General features: G+C 39.3%; 14 protein-coding genes and 1 pseudogene. 10 read left to right on the top strand and 5 right to left on the bottom strand.

The genetic code is table 11. The annotated features are described in order from the left end of the window. Nucleotides 1-150: 150 nt before the first annotated feature. Nucleotides 151-2766: a phosphoenolpyruvate synthase gene (gene ppsA / locus NST21_RS23170; protein ID WP_340891531.1), complete on the top strand. Its 2616-nt coding sequence runs from the start codon at nt 151-153 to the stop codon at nt 2764-2766. A 490-nt stretch (nt 2767-3256) separates the two neighbouring features. On the opposite strand, the gene NST21_RS23165 is transcribed toward ppsA, so the two are convergent. Beyond that, nucleotides 3257-3796 (bottom strand): YhcN/YlaJ family sporulation lipoprotein, encoded by a 540-nt coding sequence (locus tag NST21_RS23165; RefSeq protein WP_340891529.1) that lies wholly within the window; start codon nt 3794-3796, stop codon nt 3257-3259. A gap of 424 nt (nt 3797-4220) precedes the next feature. Between NST21_RS23165 and NST21_RS23160 the strand changes: the two genes are divergently transcribed. Next, nucleotides 4221-4424, top strand: a complete 204-nt coding sequence (locus NST21_RS23160) for a GlsB/YeaQ/YmgE family stress response membrane protein (protein WP_340891528.1) — start codon at nt 4221-4223, stop codon at nt 4422-4424. Between the two features lie 730 nt (nt 4425-5154). Here the strand turns inward: NST21_RS23160 and NST21_RS23155 are convergent. The 4 genes and pseudogenes from NST21_RS23155 to NST21_RS23140 all read right to left on the bottom strand — a co-directional run bounded on the left by NST21_RS23155 (nt 5155) and on the right by NST21_RS23140 (nt 7345). After that, on the bottom strand, nt 5155-5592 hold the full coding sequence (locus NST21_RS23155; RefSeq protein ID WP_340891527.1) for a DoxX family protein: 438 nt from the start codon (nt 5590-5592) through the stop codon (nt 5155-5157). A gap of 309 nt (nt 5593-5901) precedes the next feature. After that, on the bottom strand, nt 5902-6294 hold the full coding sequence (locus NST21_RS23150; RefSeq protein ID WP_340892623.1) for an SRPBCC family protein: 393 nt from the start codon (nt 6292-6294) through the stop codon (nt 5902-5904). Further along, nucleotides 6295-6666: pseudogene (locus tag NST21_RS23145) on the bottom strand (ArsR/SmtB family transcription factor); the annotation flags it as partial. A gap of 85 nt (nt 6667-6751) precedes the next feature. Then, nucleotides 6752-7345 (bottom strand): YdeI/OmpD-associated family protein, encoded by a 594-nt coding sequence (locus tag NST21_RS23140; protein ID WP_340891526.1) that lies wholly within the window; start codon nt 7343-7345, stop codon nt 6752-6754. 994 nt (nt 7346-8339) lie between these two features. On the opposite strand from NST21_RS23140, the gene NST21_RS23135 reads away from it, so the two are divergent. The 8 genes from NST21_RS23135 (at nt 8340) to NST21_RS23100 (ending at nt 18065) form a co-directional block, all read left to right on the top strand. Continuing rightward, complete coding sequence (locus NST21_RS23135) at nt 8340-9122, top strand: sulfite exporter TauE/SafE family protein (protein ID WP_340891525.1); 783 nt, start codon at nt 8340-8342, stop codon at nt 9120-9122. 42 nt (nt 9123-9164) lie between these two features. Beyond that, nucleotides 9165-10364: an FAD/NAD(P)-binding oxidoreductase gene (locus tag NST21_RS23130; protein WP_340892621.1), complete on the top strand. Its 1200-nt coding sequence runs from the start codon at nt 9165-9167 to the stop codon at nt 10362-10364. A 62-nt stretch (nt 10365-10426) separates the two neighbouring features. Beyond that, nucleotides 10427-11860: an MBL fold metallo-hydrolase gene (locus NST21_RS23125; protein ID WP_340891524.1), complete on the top strand. Its 1434-nt coding sequence runs from the start codon at nt 10427-10429 to the stop codon at nt 11858-11860. A 227-nt stretch (nt 11861-12087) separates the two neighbouring features. Continuing rightward, complete coding sequence (locus tag NST21_RS23120) at nt 12088-13269, top strand: MalY/PatB family protein (RefSeq protein ID WP_340891522.1); 1182 nt, start codon at nt 12088-12090, stop codon at nt 13267-13269. Between the two features lie 63 nt (nt 13270-13332). After that, on the top strand, nt 13333-14778 hold the full coding sequence (locus tag NST21_RS23115; protein ID WP_340891520.1) for a sigma-54 interaction domain-containing protein: 1446 nt from the start codon (nt 13333-13335) through the stop codon (nt 14776-14778). Nucleotides 14779-15019: 241 nt separating this feature from the next. Continuing rightward, complete coding sequence (locus NST21_RS23110; RefSeq protein WP_340891519.1) at nt 15020-16498, top strand: amino acid permease; 1479 nt, start codon at nt 15020-15022, stop codon at nt 16496-16498. Between the two features lie 97 nt (nt 16499-16595). Then, nucleotides 16596-16973, top strand: a complete 378-nt coding sequence (locus NST21_RS23105; RefSeq protein WP_340891517.1) for a RidA family protein — start codon at nt 16596-16598, stop codon at nt 16971-16973. A 96-nt stretch (nt 16974-17069) separates the two neighbouring features. Further along, complete coding sequence (locus NST21_RS23100; RefSeq protein WP_340891514.1) at nt 17070-18065, top strand: D-cysteine desulfhydrase; 996 nt, start codon at nt 17070-17072, stop codon at nt 18063-18065. The last annotated feature ends 958 nt before the right edge of the window (nt 18066-19023 follow it).

The raw sequence follows: 19023 nt of genomic DNA, 5'->3' as shown, positions 1-19023 counted from the left end.
CTTTTCAGTCAACCACTATTTTTATATTTTAAGGGAACATGGAACTTCGCCAGGAGCAGGAACGAGTGGACAGCGTAATTGGTTGATCAGATGAACAATTTTTGTAATATGATTCGTCTTGGTATTGAGCGATAAATGGGAGGGAAAGAAATGAAACCATATGTACTAGAGTTTCGGGAGATCGATAAAACGCAACTTTTGCTCGCCGGAGGAAAAGGGTCGAATTTAGGGGAACTATCGAAGATTCATGGAATACAAGTGCCAGAAGGATTTTGTGTTACGACAGAAGCCTATCAAAAAGCCCTCGAACAAAACGAAGCCTTCTACGCATTGTTGGATCAACTAACACTGCTAAAAGTAGAGGATCGAGATCAAATTGGTGAAATCAGCAGGAAGATTCGGAAAATCATTATGGAAGTAGAGATTCCTTCCGATGTAGTGAAGGCTGTTGCTCACTATCTCTCCCAGTTTGGCGATGAACATGCTTATGCAGTGCGTTCCAGTGCAACTGCTGAAGATTTACCACACGCCTCTTTTGCCGGTCAACAAGATACCTATTTAAATATCATCGGAAAAGAAGCAATCTTACAGCATATCAGCAAATGCTGGGCTTCCCTATTTACGGATCGTGCGGTAATCTACCGAATGCAAAATAGATTTGACCACAGACAAGTTTATTTATCCGTTATCGTTCAAAGGATGGTTTTCCCACAGGCTTCAGGGATTTTATTTACCGCTGATCCGATTACTTCTAACCGAAAACTGCTATCAATCGATGCCAGTTTTGGGCTTGGAGAAGCACTGGTCTCTGGCTTGGTATCTGCCGATTGTTATAGAGTACAGGAAGAGGAAATCGTCGATAAGATGATAGCAACCAAAAAATTGGCTATCTATGGACTAAAAGAAGGCGGAACAGAGACCCAGCAGATCGATCCCGATCAGCAAAAGACTCAAACACTTACTGAACAACAAATTTTACAACTAGCACGGACAGGAAGACAGATCGAAGCTTATTTTGGTTGCCCACAAGATATCGAATGGTGTTTGGTTGATGATATATTTTATATTGTCCAGAGTCGGCCAATCACTACTTTATACCCGATCCCTGAAGCGAATGATCAAGAAAATCACGTTTACGTATCTGTTGGTCATCAACAAATGATGACCGACCCCATAAAACCATTGGGAATGTCGATATTCCAGTTAACATCATTTGGACCCAGGTTTAAAGCTGGTGGAAGGTTGTTTGTTGATGTTACACATAGGCTGGCTTCACCTGACAGCAGAAAAATATTATTAGATGCCATGGGACAACACGATCCGCTCATGAAAGACGCACTCATTACCATAATAGAGCGAGGAGATTTCATAAAATCTTTACCAAATGATAAGCAAGAACAGAGTTCCGGTAAAAGCAATAAAAGTGTGTCGTCTGCGGATTCTAGGGCACAAATCGAAAACGACCCGACAATCGTTTCTGATTTGATTAAGAGTAGTCAAACATCGATAGAAGAGTTAAAACAAAACATCCAAACGAAATTAGGATCGGATTTATTTGATTTTATTCTGGAAGATATCCAGAAATTAAAGAAGATTTTATTTGACCCACAAAGTTCAGCTGTGTTTATGGCTGCTATAGATGCTTCATCATGGATCAATGAAAATATGAACGAGTGGTTAGGTGAAAAAAACGCAGCCGACACCCTTTCTCAATCTGTACCAAACAATATTACTTCGGAAATGGGTCTGGCGCTATTGGATGTCGCAGATGTGATTCGTCCTTATCCAGAAGTTATTGATTATTTACAACATGTAAAAGATGAAAACTTTTTGGATGAACTGGTTAAGTTTGATGGTGGACAGGAAACCCGAGACGCTATCTATGATTATCTCAGCAAATACGGAATGCGATGTACCGGAGAAATCGATATTACTAAAACTCGTTGGAGCGAAAAACCAACTACACTTGTCCCCGTGATTCTTAGTAATATCAAAAACTTTGAGCCTAATGCTAGCAATCGGAAATTTGAGCAAGGGCGACAGGAAGCTTTGAAAAAAGAACAAGAGTTATTAGATCGATTGAAGCAATTACCGGATGGTGAACAAAAAGCCAAAGAAACAAAACGAATGATCGACCTAATACGGAATTTCATCGGTTATCGGGAATATCCAAAATACGGCATGGTTAATCGCTACTTCGTTTATAAGCAGGCTTTACTGAAAGAAGCCGAACAACTCGTACAAGCGGGCGTTATTCATGAAAAAGAAGATATATACTATCTCACTTTTGAAGAACTTCACGAAGTCGTACGCACAAATAAACTAGATTACCAGATCATCAGCAAACGAAAAGACGAGTACAAATTATATGAAAAACTAACTCCACCACGTGTTATCACGTCTGATGGTGAAATCATTGTAGGTGAGTACAAACGAGAAAATCTCGCAGCTGAAGCTATTGTAGGTCTACCGGTTTCTTCCGGAGTTATAGAGGGCAGAGCACGCGTCATCTTAAAAATGGAAGATGCAGATCTAGAAGATGGAGATATACTGGTTACAACCTTCACCGATCCTAGCTGGACACCATTGTTTGTATCCATAAAAGGACTTGTCACCGAAGTTGGCGGACTGATGACCCATGGAGCAGTCATCGCACGTGAATATGGCTTACCTGCCGTTGTCGGTGTTGAAAATGCCACCAAGCTGATAAAAGATGGGCAACGTATTCGAGTAAATGGAACAGAAGGTTATATAGAAATACTATAATTCATTACATTTAAATCATAAAAGAAGAGCATTCGAATTAGGAGAATCATTGACATCATGGTGCTTTGCGGTCTATGTTAAGAACCCTGTCACTAGGACATATAAGGGGGAAGTAACTGAAGATCGATATTAACGTCTGTTAAGATTATCTTGAAATCGAGTCTTCTTTTAAAGGGCGCGATTGTTGAATAATTAAATCCCAATTTCTCATTTATATCACTGGAAGATTGGGATGTTTAATAGTGGAATATCCTTAACGTTGTAAATCCGCGTTTTGCTAAAGGTACCCCTATTAGGGATTGAAGAAGTATGAGAAGGTGCTACCTGTAACAATAGGTAGCACCTCTTTTTGACCAAAAAGCCTCACAGGCCTAAACGAAAAACACCAAAATGCTTCCTCGTTTTATCAATTTGTATCGATATCTTGATCCGATAGTGAACCTAAGCAATATGAGCTCAAGTCGATTATTAACAGAGGTTTTAAGCTCTTTTATTTGGCATCCGGGAACATTCTTTGTACCATATCACCAAACTCATTAAATAGTCCGCCAATCGGCTTTCCATTTTGAATATCGTTGGTATATTCATTCATACTTTTAACAAAGTCAGGATTCGCAGAGACATAAACGTTGTCTACACTTTCATCATGTTTTTTTACATGATCAACAATTCTCTTTTCTAAGTCATTTGTCAGGTTCTTGTCATTTGTCAGATTCACGGCGACATATGCGTTATTATCTGTAATAATGACAGAGGCACCGTCTACATCCTCCATGTCCTCTAGCCGATTTGCTACTTCATCAGCCACGCGCATTTTATTATCATCGTCATCATTGCTTAATTGCCTGGTATTGTAATCGTTGTCCCCATTTCTGTCATTTACATTCAAGGTATTGTCCATGGCATTATTTTTATCGCTTCGAGTATTCATTCCTACATTTTTTCCATTATCATTATTATTATTATCACTTACCCCGCAGCCGGTTAGGAATAGAGCAATCAAGGCGCTTGTTAAAAATGTGTATTTCATGTTAGTCACTCCTTTAAAAGTATTTACCCTAGTACTATCTGCTGTATTTCCGGGAATATTCATAAAAAAAGAACTTTATAATCGCTATGGATACTGCCCTAGTTTTCACGGGGAATAAACGAAATTAATTTTATTTCAATAATTGCTGTTTCTGATCTTTAAGGCAAACATCGAAAAAACGCTGTATTTTAATCACTATAATAACTATTTGTAATCAATATGTGGGGTTTAGCTCGTGTTGGCTACTAACAAAAAAGTACCTTTTAATTCTTAAAATTATTCTTTTATTTCCATCTTTTATTCGCCTTTCTAGGTCGGATAATAATTTTTAATACGGAGGGAAATATAACGGCAGAATAAATAAGCTTCATAAAAGCAATATAATAAAAAATGCTTGAAGACTTAAACTGGCTGGTTAGCGGGTATGATTACCGGACGCGATATTCCATTTGGTATTGTCGGTAATATCATTGCTGGTTTCGTAGGTTCTTGGTTAGGCTCATTAATTCTAGGAAATTGGGGTCCAGTTGTTGCCGGCTATGCGATTATTCCAGCGTTAATTGGTGCTATCGTGTTGGTATTCATCTTGAGCTTGGTCTTAAAAAGTACACGTAAAGCTTCAGAGTAAATTACCTAAAAGCTGATCTTTAACAGGTCGGTTCCTTCAAATTTGATTCCTGGATAAGTCTGCCCTGGTAGGTCAGATACGATTTTTGTATAAATTCCAATTTCATATTCCGAACGGATCAAACAGTTAAACCTTTGGCAGGGATTCTTTGTGGTTATTGAATAGAAACTAACTGTATTTCGGAATACAATAGGGAAACTCTCCATATGCCCCCAATGGTACTGGAATACCTCGAGTACCTGCCTTTAAACTCATTCAAATGGTTAATAATTTGGAAATACCGATAAAAGAAATCAGAAATTTTGTATCAGACTATAAACGGTAAGGGGTACCGCAACATGCCCATTAAGCCAAGAAAATCGGTCACCCTCAAAACGATAAATTGAACTTAGAAGTTACAAGAAAGTCCAAAATTTCGTTCTGGGGTACTACAAAACTTTAACTTGATGGCAATGGGGGTACCGCCAGCAAAACGCGGATTTACAACGTTAAGGATATTCCAGCATTAAAAATCCCAATCTCTCAGTGATATAAATGAGAAATTGGGATTTAATTATTCAACAATTGCGCCCTTTAATGGAATACCAAAAAGAAAAACACAGATGCAAATAAGCTTATTATCTTCTCTTACACCAGTAATTAGTGCACATTCATTATTTCGCATTCTTTTGAAAATAAAGCCTCCTAGTTCTTTTATATAAAACTTTAATTTCTTGTTTGGGAGATTTGATTAACAATTTGGCCCAATGCCTCGTTTATTGGTGTAGAAGATGCGGCTTTGTGGTCTCAACGCCCATGAAGCGATATTGAGTGCAGCATATGAAAGCGGAAGGATAATATGAAACCCGTAATCACCATAATCGTTAGCAAACGCATGAGATAAAGCCGCACCAGTCATTAAAAAGAAGATACCAGCGTGAGCCCATTCTTTAAGCCGAGGCAAACCTGGCACAACGAGAGCGATGACTCCAAGCACTTTCCAAATCCCGAGAATGGTCAAGATGTATAATGGGTAACCAAGATTCGTCACTAACTCGACGTTTCCCCCATATTGCATCAGTTGCCCGATACCACTTAACATAATAGCTGCTGCGAGTAGTAATGTGACCGTCCAATAAGCAATCATTTTTCCTTTTGTTTTCATTCTTTGATCCCTTCCTTTAATCATTGATTTAAAAATGAAATACCATTACTGGGTAGTTCCTTACAACTCTTCACATTCGTCAGGACAATCGGCTTAGCGTTGTAAATCCGCATTTTCCTGACGGTTCCCCTATTATATTGTCTTTTCTTGAAATCTATGTTCATAAAAGAGGAAGGGTTCCGTATCCTATTGCAAAATCCGAAATTGTAATCAAAATTGCATCTGAATTTGTAATGTGTTTTGTATCAATATTTTTACTAAAAAAAGCAAACGCATCAGTTGAGCCGTTTGCTTTTCCTATACGTATAAAAAAACAGGTTCAGAGGTTTGGTCTTACATTTCCTCTAACACTTTTTTAAGTTCTTCGCCCATTTTCGCCCAACCATGTTTCGCACCATTGAACGATTGGTCTTCTTTTTCGAATCCTGTTTGTTCAAGATGTAAGTAGGTTGTTTCATCCTCTTGCTTCAATGTCCATGTGACTATAGTGTTTATCGGACCACCTACCCATGTGTAAGATAACTTAAAAGGCTCTTCCACTACTAATACTTCACAATCTACAATTAAATTCCACTGCTCATTTCGGTATTGACTTTTATGTCCTACGATTGGTTTAAAGTTATTTTCCATTATCCATTTTGCAAGAGTATCCGAATCTGTTAATGCGTTCCACACCTTATTGATCGGGCTCTTAAAATTAAAATCTTGTGATACTGTTAAATTCATTTTTTGTTCCTCCTGTAATATTTGGTTTAAAAGCAACATTCTTTCATTCCAGAATTTCCTGTAAAACGATACCCAATCCTCAATTTCTCTTAACGGGGCAGCATTCAGCCGATACCTTGTTTCTCTACCAACTTTACGGTCGGCAACTAGACCAGCTTCTTTAAGGATAGTCAAATGTTTAGAAACAGCAGTACGACCCATTTGAAATTGAGCGGTCAATTCGTGAAGAGGTAACTCTTCTGCATCTGCCAACAAACGTAGCAATTTACGTCTTGTTGGGTCAGCGATGGCTACATAAACATCACGCTCTTGATTTTTATCGTTCAAAATCACCCCCCCTTTAAATTGGGCGCCGATTGGTGCCTTTATCATATGACACTAATTGGTGTCCTGTCATTTTCTTTATTTTCCATAATAGCATTAGTTTTATTCTCCTATCATCAAGTATATAAGTGCCCTAATCATTTAATCCCTTTCCATTGAGAATTTGCTGCATACATTTTTCAACCCTTGACACTCGAGTTTTGGATTGTTTGGGTTCAGAAAAATAACGAATGTATGCTCTTTGCCGTCCCGGCGTCAATGCTTCAAAAGCAGTTTTCAAGGCAGGGATTTCATCTAATTTATTTTGAAATTCTTCAGGAATTAAGAAGTCTGTCGTCTTCTTAAATTCGACTTCCAAACCGGCTTTTTCAACTTCAATGGCTTCATAAATATAGGCTTTCAAGATGGTTTCCATTTCAACTATTTCTTGAACATTGGTGAACCGTATCTGGCGCGCCGCCTGTACATTCTCCGTTTGTTGGATTAGAATCCCATTGGCATCCTGTAACAAGGCACCTTTGTGAAACAGAAGCGCACAATATTCTTTAAATCCATGTATTAAAATTATGTTTTTTTTCTCAAACGTGTAACAAGGATGCATCCACTTAAATTCTTCGGTCAGCTCACAGTCAAGAACGATATTCCTCAACTTCTCATATTCTTCCTTCCAATTTTCAGCTTTACTTAAAAATTCATCAACCTTAGGATTCATTCTACTATTTGTCATCAAGGAACACCCCTCTTCAATTTTTCGATCAGCTGACAGTCAAGAATGGTCATACTCAATTTCTCCAATTCTTTCTGTCACTTTTTGGCTTTACTTAAAAATTCATCAACCTTGAATCATTTTCCATGACCCACTTGGCAAGCTGGCTTGAATCGGTTAAGGCTGACGTGAAGAGGTAATTCTTCTACGTCTGCCCATAGACTAATCAGTTCAAGTCGAGTCGGGTCGGGTCGGGTCGGCAACGGCAACATACACATCCCTCATTTTTTTTGTATCGGTCAAAATCACCCTCCCCTTACTTTCGTATTATAAAAAGACTCCGATTGGTGTCCGATTTACAATAGGACATTAATTGGTGTCGTGTCAAGCAGACCTGGCTTGAAAGTTACAGGGAGCTTATGTCGATAATCTGTCCGTTATTTAAGTGCATTTCTTAACAATGTCACATAAATATCCAGTTTTGTTTGAGAGTCTTATTCCATTAAATGGCCCTTTAATGGAATAGCATGACTAACGTTTTTAAACAAATGTAAGGTTTTTTTCAATGTTGTAGCTACTGTCAAAAAGCATACTTTATGACACGTAGAATGATAGCTCTAATCTGTATGTCAAAAGGTGAATTATTTCATTTCTACCAGAGGTAACACATTAACAAGTTCCTGTACGCTATTTCAGTTATACGAAATCTAAAAAAAAATTTTGGTAACAGATATGTTAGTTGAAACACTTTATAGAAATAGCTTGAAGAGTTTATCACAGATGCAAAAATAGTTCCTAGTCCTAGGAAGAATTTAAACTTGATGATAAAGGCTTTTTTTATATATTGATAGCAAAATTGGGAATTTCCATAGAGTGGGGTGCGCAAACCAAGCGGTTTTACAGGAGAAATTAGTTGGCATGGTTTTTGCTTATATAAATGATAAGTAAATAGAGAAAGGAGGGAGGAGAAAAATCACCGTCTACTCTGCTTTGTTGGTGAGAGTCTCAGAAAAGAATGACAACGATTCAAGTGCTCCTCTCCATTTTTTCAGGAACTATTGTCGGATTCGTACTTGGTTTGCTCGGCGGAGGTGGATCAATACTTGCTGTTCCACTTTTGCTTTACGTTGTTGGTATGAAAGATCCGCATGTGGTAATTGGCACGACAGCGTCAGCCATTGCTATAAATGCCTATGCAAACCTTATTCCACATGCACGAGCCGGCCATGTGCAATGGAAATCGGCGATTACTTTTGCCCTATCTGGTGCACTAGGTGCTTATACGGGATCGATTATCGGAAAGTTGGTACCTGGTAAACAGTTGTTATTTCTTTTTGCCATTTTGATGATCGTCATAGCTGTAAAAATGGTTATGCCAAAGAAAACGAAGAGTCAGGCAGATGATTTTCAAAATCAAGTGAAGCTTCCACTGTTGATCACCATGGCCATTCTAGTGGGGCTGTTATCCGGTTTTTTCGGGATTGGCGGCGGATTTTTGATTGTTCCCGGTTTAATTTTTGTAACAAGGATGCCAATGATTGCAGCAATTGGATCTTCTCTGGTATCTGTGGGCACATTTGGGCTTATGACAGCTATAAGCTATAGCTTATCTGGCCTTGTAAATTGGTGGATTGTGTTCGCATTTGTTGGAGGGGGAGTTGTCGGCGGAACAGTCGGAGCTTGGCTGGCAGTGCGCTTAAGCAAACAGCAGCGTACGCTCCATTATGTATTTTCCGGTGTTGTTATGTTGGTCGCCATTTACATGCTAATCATTAATGCTGAAGCATTAGATTGGTGAGCTACTTTATAAAATTGAGATGAGGAGATTAGAATGGCAAAGATGAAGAATGAGACACATTACAAAGTTTTGATTGTAGGAGGGGGCAGTGCCGGAATTACGGTTGCAGCCCGTCTCCTGCGTGAATCTCGCACTCTGAGCGGAAACATTGCCATCATTGAGCCTGCGACGAAACATTATTATCAGCCATTATGGACACTTGTGGGAGCTGGCGAAGCTGACAAAACTGTGACACAAAGGGAGGAAGCATCCGTTATTCCGAGCGGAGCCGTGTGGGTACAGGATGCGATAACCACATTTCAGCCAGATGAAAATGCTGTTGTAACAGCATCCGGAAAGAAACTGCACTACGAATATCTAGTTGTCGCTGCCGGGATTCAAATTAACTGGCACGAAATCAAGGGGTTAAAAGAGAGTATTGGAAAGAATGGGGTATGTAGTAATTACTCTTATGATTATGTTGATAGCACTTGGGAGGCGATCCGAAACTTCAAGGGAGGGACTTCCATTTTTACCAATCCGAACACGCCGGTAAAATGCGGTGGAGCTCCTCAAAAAATTATGTATTTGGCAGAAGATTATTTCAGAAAATCAGGAGTTCGCCCGCAATCTTCGGTTATTTTTGTTTCAGGTAGCCCATCCATTTTCAATGTGAAAAAATATGAACAGGCACTAAATAAAATAATTGAACGGAAAGAAATCGAGACATATTTTATGCATCATCTCATTGAAATTGATGGTGACAAGAAACGAGCGACATTTGAAAATCTGAACACAAAAGAGCGTGTGGATATGCAATATGACATGATTCATGTGGTACCACCGATGAGCGCCCCTGATTTTATCAAGAATAGTTCCCTCGCAGCTAGTAATGGTTGGCTGAATGTAGATAAATATACGCTGCAGCATGAACACTTTGACAATATATTTGGCATAGGGGATTGCACAAACTTGCCTACTTCAAAAACAGGGGCTGCAATTCGCAAACAAGCGCCCGTGCTTGTGCAAAATTTACTTCATCGGATGCGTGCCAAACAAATGGTTCATAAATATGACGGCTATACATCATGTCCACTTGTTACTGGATACGGGCGGCTTATACTGGCTGAATTCAATTATGATTTACAGCCGCAAGAAACTTTTCCTATCGATCAATCCCGTGAGAGGTTCAGTATGTATGTATTGAAGAAAAACTTGCTTCCCGTTATGTATTGGAACGGGATGCTTAAAGGTATGATGTAAAAACATTTCTGATAGGCATAACAAAACAAAAGTAAGCAAGGCCCTTAAAAGGAGGATGATTTATGCTACTCAAGTATTTTTATGATGAGAAACTGGCTCAAGCTTCATACCTTGTGGGATGTCAGGCTACTGGCGAAGCGATCATTGTTGATCCGTCACGTAATATAGAAGCTTACTTAAAAACGGCAAGAGCACATGGTGTGCGGATCGTGGGTGTAACGGAAACACACATCCACGCAGATTTTTTGTCTGGTTCAAAGGAGCTAGCTTCAAGGCTTGGGGCCACATTGTATTTGTCTGATGAAGGAGGGGCGGACTGGAAATATGAGTACGCAACTGAATATCAACACTGCTTTCTAAGAAATGGAGATGTATTTTCCATTGGAAATATCAATTTTGAGGTGGTAAATACACCAGGACACACACCTGAACATATATCGCTGCTCGTAACAGATGGGGGTGCATCTACCAAGGATCCACTCGGCATATTTACCGGAGATTTTGTATTTGTCGGTGATGTGGGGCGTCCCGACTTATTAGAAAAAGCCGCAGGGGTGCAGGGGTCCTCGGAAAAAATGGCACGCATGATGTATCGGTCTTTACAGCAGTTTAAAAACCTTCCTGACTATCTGCAAGTATGGCCGGGGCATGGAGCGGGCAGTGCCTGTGGAAAAGCGCTAGGTGCAATCCCGTCGTCAACCATTGGATATGAAAAACGGACAAATTGGGCACTGCAATATGATAATGAGGATCGCTTTATAGAAGCGCTGTTGGCTGGACAGCCGGAGGCACCCCCTTATTTTTCAATGATGAAGCGGTTGAATAAAGAGGGATCGCAGCAAATTCGAAGTATAGCAGCACCACTTTGTATGGAGGTTTCAATAGATATTGTGCAGGAATGGACGGAACAGGGAAGTGTCATTGATACACGTCCGGCCAGTGAATTTGCCACCAAGCATATACGAGGGGTAATTAATATCCCTTATAACAAATCATTTGTAACTTGGGCGGGATGGCTGTTGGATTATGACCGACCTATATATCTTCTGGCATGCAATGAGGATTTGGCAGATATGATAAATGATCTCCAGTCCATTGGATTGGATCGCGTCGTTGCAACAATGGAACCATATATCATTGAGAAGGCAGGAGAAACTGATTCGCGTGTAATGAATTATGAAGAAATGACATTGGACAAGATAGATGGTGCTATTCAATCAGACCATATATATGTGCTTGATGTCCGAAGCATGGGTGAATGGGAGGAAGGCCATATTCCGCAGGCGAAGCATGTGATGCTTGGTCATTTACAGGAACAGGCACACAAAATTCCGCATGATAAACCAATTTTGGTTTATTGCAAAACCGGCGGAAGATCAGCCATCGCTGCAAGCCTTCTACAAGTTCATGGTTTTAAAGAAGTACAAAGCCTTGTAGGTGGTTATGAGGAATGGAATAAACAGAAGAAGTTGCGACCCACCAGAGATGCTAAATGATTTCTTTGAATTTTATCATCCATGCGAAAAATTTACCATGATTGCAAATGTGCAAATACTTATGATGAGAGGGTTTTAAAAAAATGACCGCGGTATTAGGGGATTCAACCAAGAACCTCTATAAAAATAAGGAGATTTTATAAGTGAAATGAGTTGGCATGACAATTGCTTATACAAATTAGTAATGAGGCATAGTGCAAACAAACATTAAGAAGGAGAGATACTCGATGAAATATAATTTTGACCAAGAAATCTGTCGACTGGGTACAGCCTGCGAAAAGTGGGATGATCTAGAAAATCATTTTGGCGTAAAGGATGTTATACCGATGTGGGTGGCCGATATGGATTTTCAGTCTCCACAACCTATCATCGAAGCATTAAAACAACGTGTGGAGCACGGTGTATATGGCTACACGCTTAGACCGGACTCGTATATGGAATCCATTGTTGGTTGGCTAAAAAGAAGACATCGATGGTCCATTGAGAAAGAATGGATTACCCACAGCCCAGGCGTGATTCCAGCCCTATCGTTGGCGATTCAGTCCTTCACGCAGGCAGGTGACAAAATAATTATCCAACCTCCTGTATACCATCATTTTGCCCGGGTGATCCAAGCGAACGGCCGTGAAATTGTAAACAACCCGCTTAAGCTTGAAAATGGGCATTATTCCATAGATTTCGAAGATTTAGAGGCAAAGATAGATTCAACGGTAAAAATGTTGATTTTGTGTAGTCCTCATAACCCAATCGGAAGGGTATGGAGCAAAGAAGAATTGACGAGATTGGGACAGATTTGTATGAAGCATAACATTCTCGTTGTGGCAGATGAAATTCATTTTGACTTTGTTTATAAGACACATACTCACATTCCATTTGCCTCTATATCAGAAGAGTTTGCGAATCATTCTCTTACCTGCATTGCGCCAAGCAAAACTTTTAACCTGATGGGTGTACAGACGTCAAGTATCATTATTCCAAATCAGCAACTGCGCGATAGGTATAATCGAGAACTTAATACATTATCCATTGGTTCGCCGAACATATTTGGCGTTGTTGCGTTAGAGGCTGCTTACCGATACGGAGAAGAATGGCTCGATCAGCTCCTTGAATATTTGCAGGAGAATTTGGAATTCACTCTGAGTTACTTCAGCAAAAACATCCCTCAAATCAAAGTCATCCAGCCGGAAGGCACATACCTTGTATGGCTGGATTGCCGGGAATTAGGGTTTTCAGTTAAAGAAATGGATCAATTTATGTTGCAAGAAGCAAGGGTTGCAATGAATGAGGGGCACATTTTTGGTATGGAAGGTGAAGGGTTTATGCGACTTAATATCGCTTGCCCGCGTTCGATGTTGAAAAATGCTTTGGGTGGCATAGAAAAAGCTGTCTCCTCTTTGTGCAAAGCGTAAGAATTTATTTTATAATAAATTTATTTTATTATTTCATATAGCGCAATAGCAGAGGAGGATAATATGGCAGGCTTTATCGGCATGCAGCAGTTTATTCAAGATTACGCTGAGAACACAGCAGGAATCCTTGGTCTGGATATAACCGTGCTTGATGAAAAGGGCGTTCGTATTAGCGGAACTGGTTACTATAAAGATCTCATTGGCAAAACGGCTCCTGAAGGTTCCTTTTTCAGAATGATATTGGAAACAGGGGAGCCAGGAGTGGTTTATGATGTGAAAAAAGATGAGTCGCAGTGTAGGAGTTGTAAATTCGTAAATCAATGCAAAGAACTCGCTACCATCGGGTTTCCTATTGTAAAGCAAGACAAACCAGTTGGCGTCATCGGCATGATTGGTTTTTCCCATGAACAAAAGGAGAAAATGATTATAGAATCAGAGAATCTGATCCAGTTTTTACGCAATGTTAGTACTTTGTTAGTCAATAAATTAGCAATGCTGGACCCTGATAAAGAACCGGGTTGCAAAATTCAAGAAGATATCCCGATCCCCCCGAAATCTATTACTTTTGAAAACATTCTTGGTAAAGATTCCGGGCTTCAAGATGTTATTAAAAAAGCAAGACGGATTATAAACAGCCCATCCACTGTCCTGATTAGGGGAGATAGCGGTACGGGGAAGGAATTATTAGCGAAAGCGATTCATTTTGAAAGCAAACGCCGGATGCATTCATTTGTAGCAGTTAATTGCGCTGCCATACCTGAAAGCTTGTTGGAAAGTGAGTTGTTTGGTTATGAGGGCGGATCATTTACCGGCTCAAGTCGGAATGGGAAAATGGGGAAATTCGAATTAGCGCACAACGGAACCATTTTTCTTGATGAAATTGGAGATATGCCGCTTTTCTTGCAGCCAAAGTTATTACGGGTTTTACAAGAAAGAGAGATTGAAAGAATCGGTGGAAAAAAAGCAATCGAGATTAATGTAAGGGTGATTGCAGCCACTCACCAAAACCTGGAGGAAATGGTGCGAAACGGTACTTTTCGTGAGGATTTATATTATCGTCTCAATGTCATCCCTCTCCATACAAAACCCTTGCGAGAGCGGCGTGATGATATCACTTTGTATCTTGAACATTTCATGCATAAACATTGTAAGATCATGCAAAGGTACCCATTGAGACTTGACCCCATGCTGGAGCGATGGCTTATACGTTATGATTGGCCGGGGAATATACGGCAGTTGGAAAACGCCGTAGAATATATGGCAAATATGGCTGAATCAGATATCGTATCCTTCCATGATTTACCTGACTATCTATTTCAACAGGATCATCTCACTGTGGAGAGTAGCGGATTAAGTTTAGAACAAATGATTTCAGAATATGAAAAAGACGTAATCCAGAGCTATTTCTTAGCTGAAAAATATCGGCATGATAAAGAACAAATTGCCCGGGAACTACAGATTAGTCTGTCTACTCTTTATCGCAAGTTGGAAAAATATAAATTATGTTAACTTCATATAAAAAATTTCTATTTTACTATTAAAGTTACTTGAAATAAAAGAGAGAGTGCTCATATCATTTTTTTCGCCTGAATTTGAGAGGGGTGAGGACAAAAGCAGAAGGTAGAGGTATTTTAAAAATTGACTGAAAGTTCTAAAAATAATCAATAAAGAGATTTTTCTTAAGAACAGCCAGATGAGCCTTGCATACAAATTGTATTTGAACGGTGAGTAATTAGGGGGGGATATACATATGGGGAAATTAGAAGCAGAGGTAAGTAGCGTACAAGAAGAGAGAACTTCTGAAGCATCCTTACAAAGGAAGCTGAAACCCAGACATTTAACGATGATGGCTATTGGTGGCGCTATTGGAACTGGATTGTTTGTATCCAGTGGATCGACGATTAGCACTGCGGGGCCGGGAGGAGCGCTTGCAGCATACATTCTGGTAGGAATCATGGTCTATTTTGTCATGAATAGTTTAGGAGAGCTATCGGCCTTCTTACCGGTCCCGGGGGCCTTTGATATCTATGCCTCAAAGTATATTGATCCTGCGTTAGGCTTTGCGTTAGGTTGGAACTATTGGTATACAACCGCGATAACGGTTCCTGCAGATTTGGTGGCCTCTACTCTTATTATGAAGTATTGGTTTCCGGACTCACCTTCTATCTTGTGGAGCGCACTATTTCTGGGTTTGTTGCTATTGTTAAATGTCTTATCAGTTAAGGCATATGGGGAAAGTGAATACTGGTTTGCCGGTATTAAGGTCATCTCGATCATCGTATTTCTCGTTATTGGGGTTGCTATGATTTTTGGAATTATGGGAGGACATTCGGTCGGGTTCAGTAACTTTACCCATGGAGAGGCTCCTTTCAATGGCGGGCTTGTATCTATCTTTAGTGTAGTGCTCATCGCGGGCTTTGCGTTCCAGGGAACTGAGGTTATTGCGACGGCAGCCGGTGAAACCGAAAATCCATCGAAAAATGTACCGAAAGCGATTCGGTCAATCTTCTGGCGAATCCTTATTTTCTACGTGTTGACGATTTTTGTTATCGGTTTGATTATCCCTTATACGGATCCAAACCTGCTTAAATCCGGCGTTCAAAATGTATCTATCAGCCCCTTCACGCTTGTTCTTCAGAGAGCTGGGTTGGCATTTGCTGCTTCCGTCATGAATGCCGTGCTGCTTACATCTGTTTTATCAGCAGCAAATTCAGCAATGTATGCTTCTTCACGTATGCTATGGGCACTGGCGAAAGAAGGAAAGGCACCACGAATCTTTGCACGGCTTAACAGGAAGGGAATTCCCATGTTGGCCCTTTGTACAACTGCTATTATAGGACTTGTCTCTTTTTTGGCTTCCCTTTTTGGAAATGGTTCAGTGTTTATCTGGTTGGTAAATGCTTCAGCCCTTACCGGATTTATCAAATGGTTCGGGATTGCCGTTAGTCATTACCGCTTCCGTAAGGCATATGTAGCCCAAGGCAGAGATCTAAATGAATTGCCGTTTAAAGCCAAATGGTACCCGTTGGGACCGGTTATCACGCTGTTATTTTTTGTGGTTTTCATTTTTGGGCAGACTCTTTTTTCTGGACATCAAATTAGCTGGGCAGAAATTATAGCGACGTACATTGGTCTTCCTATTTTCTTGCTTCTCTGGCTTGGTTATAAAATCATTAAGAAAACAAAAATAGTTCCGCTTATGGAGTGTGATTTTGAGCGCAAAGAATAAGAGGTAAGGCTGTAATTGAATGTAAGCGTTTTATTCAAAGGGAAATTAAATTCAATTCCGTATAAATAGGATTACAAAAAAAAAAGAGGTGTTTTATATGTTAAAAGAAACAATCGTAACCAAAGAAGCCCCCAAGGCTATCGGTCCTTATTCACAAGCCATTAAAGTAGGAAATGTAGTGTATACTTCAGGGCAGCTTCCAATTTATCCTGAAACTGGAGAAATGCCTGATAATATTGAGGAGCAAACAAGGGTGTCATTGGAGAATCTTAAGAAGGTTGTGGAAGCGGCGGGAGCAAGCTTACAGCAGGTAATAAAAACAACGGTTTTTTTAAGTGATATGAGTCACTTTGCCGCGATGAATCATGTATATGGAGAATTTTTTACAGATAATTATCCAGCTAGAAGTGCGATTGAAGTTGCTCGTTTGCCTAAAGATGCTATGATTGAAATCGAAGCCATTGCTATGATTTAATAATAATAATTGAAAAGAGAATGTTAGAATGATATTCTCTTTTCTTTAATTTACATATGGTTAGTCTTAAACAGAGAAATATGGAGGAGATTTAATATGAATTTAGCACAATTCCCTAGACGGCGATATACACCAACCGATACACCTATTGAGAAATTACATCATTTTTCTGAAGTTCTTGGGGGCCCATCCATTTATCTTAAACGAGATGATTTACTGGGTCTGACGGCTGGGGGAAATAAAACAAGAAAACTAGAGTTCCTTGTTGCCGATGCAATGGAAAAAGGTGCGGATACGTTAATTACATGTGGAGGCATTCAATCAAATCATTGCCGCTTAACACTAGCCGCTGCAGTTAAAGAGAAAATGAAGTGCATCCTTGTGTTGGAAGAAGGACTTTCAGAAAGTCCTGAGCCAGATTTTAACGGTAACTATTTCTTATATCATTTATTGGGCGCTGAAGAAATCAAAATTGTGCCTAATGGAGCGGACTTAATGCAAGAAATGCAGAAAGTAGCTAATGAGGTAACGGAGAAAGGGAATCGACCTTACATAATACCAGTCGGGGGATCCAATGTGATTGGTGCAACGGGATATGCTGCTTGCGCTCAGGAAATTTTGGCACAGTCATTTAATCAAGGAATCGATATGAAGTCAGTCGTTTGTGTAAGCGGCAGTGGGGGAATGCATGCTGGTTTGGTGACCGGATTTCATGGAAATCAAAGTGGAATATCGGTAATTGGAATAAACGTAAGCAGAGGAAAAGCTGAACAAGAAGAGAAAGTTTTTCAGCTTGTTAAAGAAACTTCAACACACATCGGCATTCCAAATTCAATCCCTCGTGACGCTGTTATGTGTTTTGATGAGTATGTCGGACCTGGTTATGCTTTACCTACGCCAGAAATGGTGGCAGCTGTCAAACTCATGGCAAGAACAGAAGGGATTTTATTAGATCCGGTATATACGGGTAAAGCGGCAGCGGGACTCATTGATTTAATACAAAAAGGCACTTTTAAGCCGGATGATAATATACTATTTGTACACTCTGGCGGCGCCTCATCGCTATATGCCAATACTTCTCTCTTTTATTGAAATTTAAAACAAAAAGAAAGATGTGAAAGGTAATATCCGGTTCTGGTGTTAAGATTGCAATTATTGAAAGAAGTCTATATTTCTTAAAGAATTTGGTTTTTATGCAGCCATTCCAAATAGTTGATTCTTTTTATTAGAAGCTTGCTGATTCAGTTTAAAAGCAGTATTTTATGTTTGAAAAAACTTGTTTAAGCGTTTTAATATTTTAGGTCTTTAATGGACAAGCTATGAGTCATATAAATAAATAGATTTGTAAGTGCATAGAAAAAATGATCAAACTTTTTATAAAGTCTATGTCATATTTTAATGTTGATTAGTCAGAAATTAAGAATAGAGTTGATTCTACAATACAATACAGTAGAATCAACTCTATTTCGTTTATTGTGGATTTTGATAATTTATAATTAAGTCTGGTTGTTTGTAGATTGAAGTACAGCATTTGGGGGATAACTACAATGTTCGTAATAGCCCCTTTATTTTCGGGATAGTCGTTACTCTCTATAGAATAAGTGTGGGTAGTGGATTTGCAACGATAGGAGTATTAATCATTATATTCCCTATTCTTTTTATAGCTGGGGTAGTTCTTTTTTGGATATGGGATTGATAAAAGAAATTTAAATTATTATTGGTGTAGTTGAAACAAGTATGATTATTAAAGAGACAAGTACAGTGAAAACAAGAATATAACCATTTCCTTTTATCATTAGATACCACGAACCTTTTTTAGTTTAATGTACAATAAGTCGAAGGTAGTAGTAATTATTTACACAGAGTAAATCCATGTTGAACTAACTGGTGCGTTAGTTCATTCATTAAGGAATACAATAATGATCAATAAGGAATACAATAATGATCAATCTTTTTTATAAAAGAATAAATCCAATTAATAAGGGCATGTTTTGATTAATCTTTTTTCAAAACATGCTCTTCATATTTGTTTTTTTATCCAGGTTAAAAG

The sequence above is a fragment of the Peribacillus sp. FSL K6-1552 genome, from assembly GCF_038005205.1.
In the GTDB taxonomy this organism is placed as follows: Bacteria; Bacillota; Bacilli; order Bacillales; family DSM-1321; genus Peribacillus; species Peribacillus butanolivorans.
Note: the sequence above shows the minus strand (reverse complement) of the source record. Positions and strands in the feature narration are given on the sequence as shown.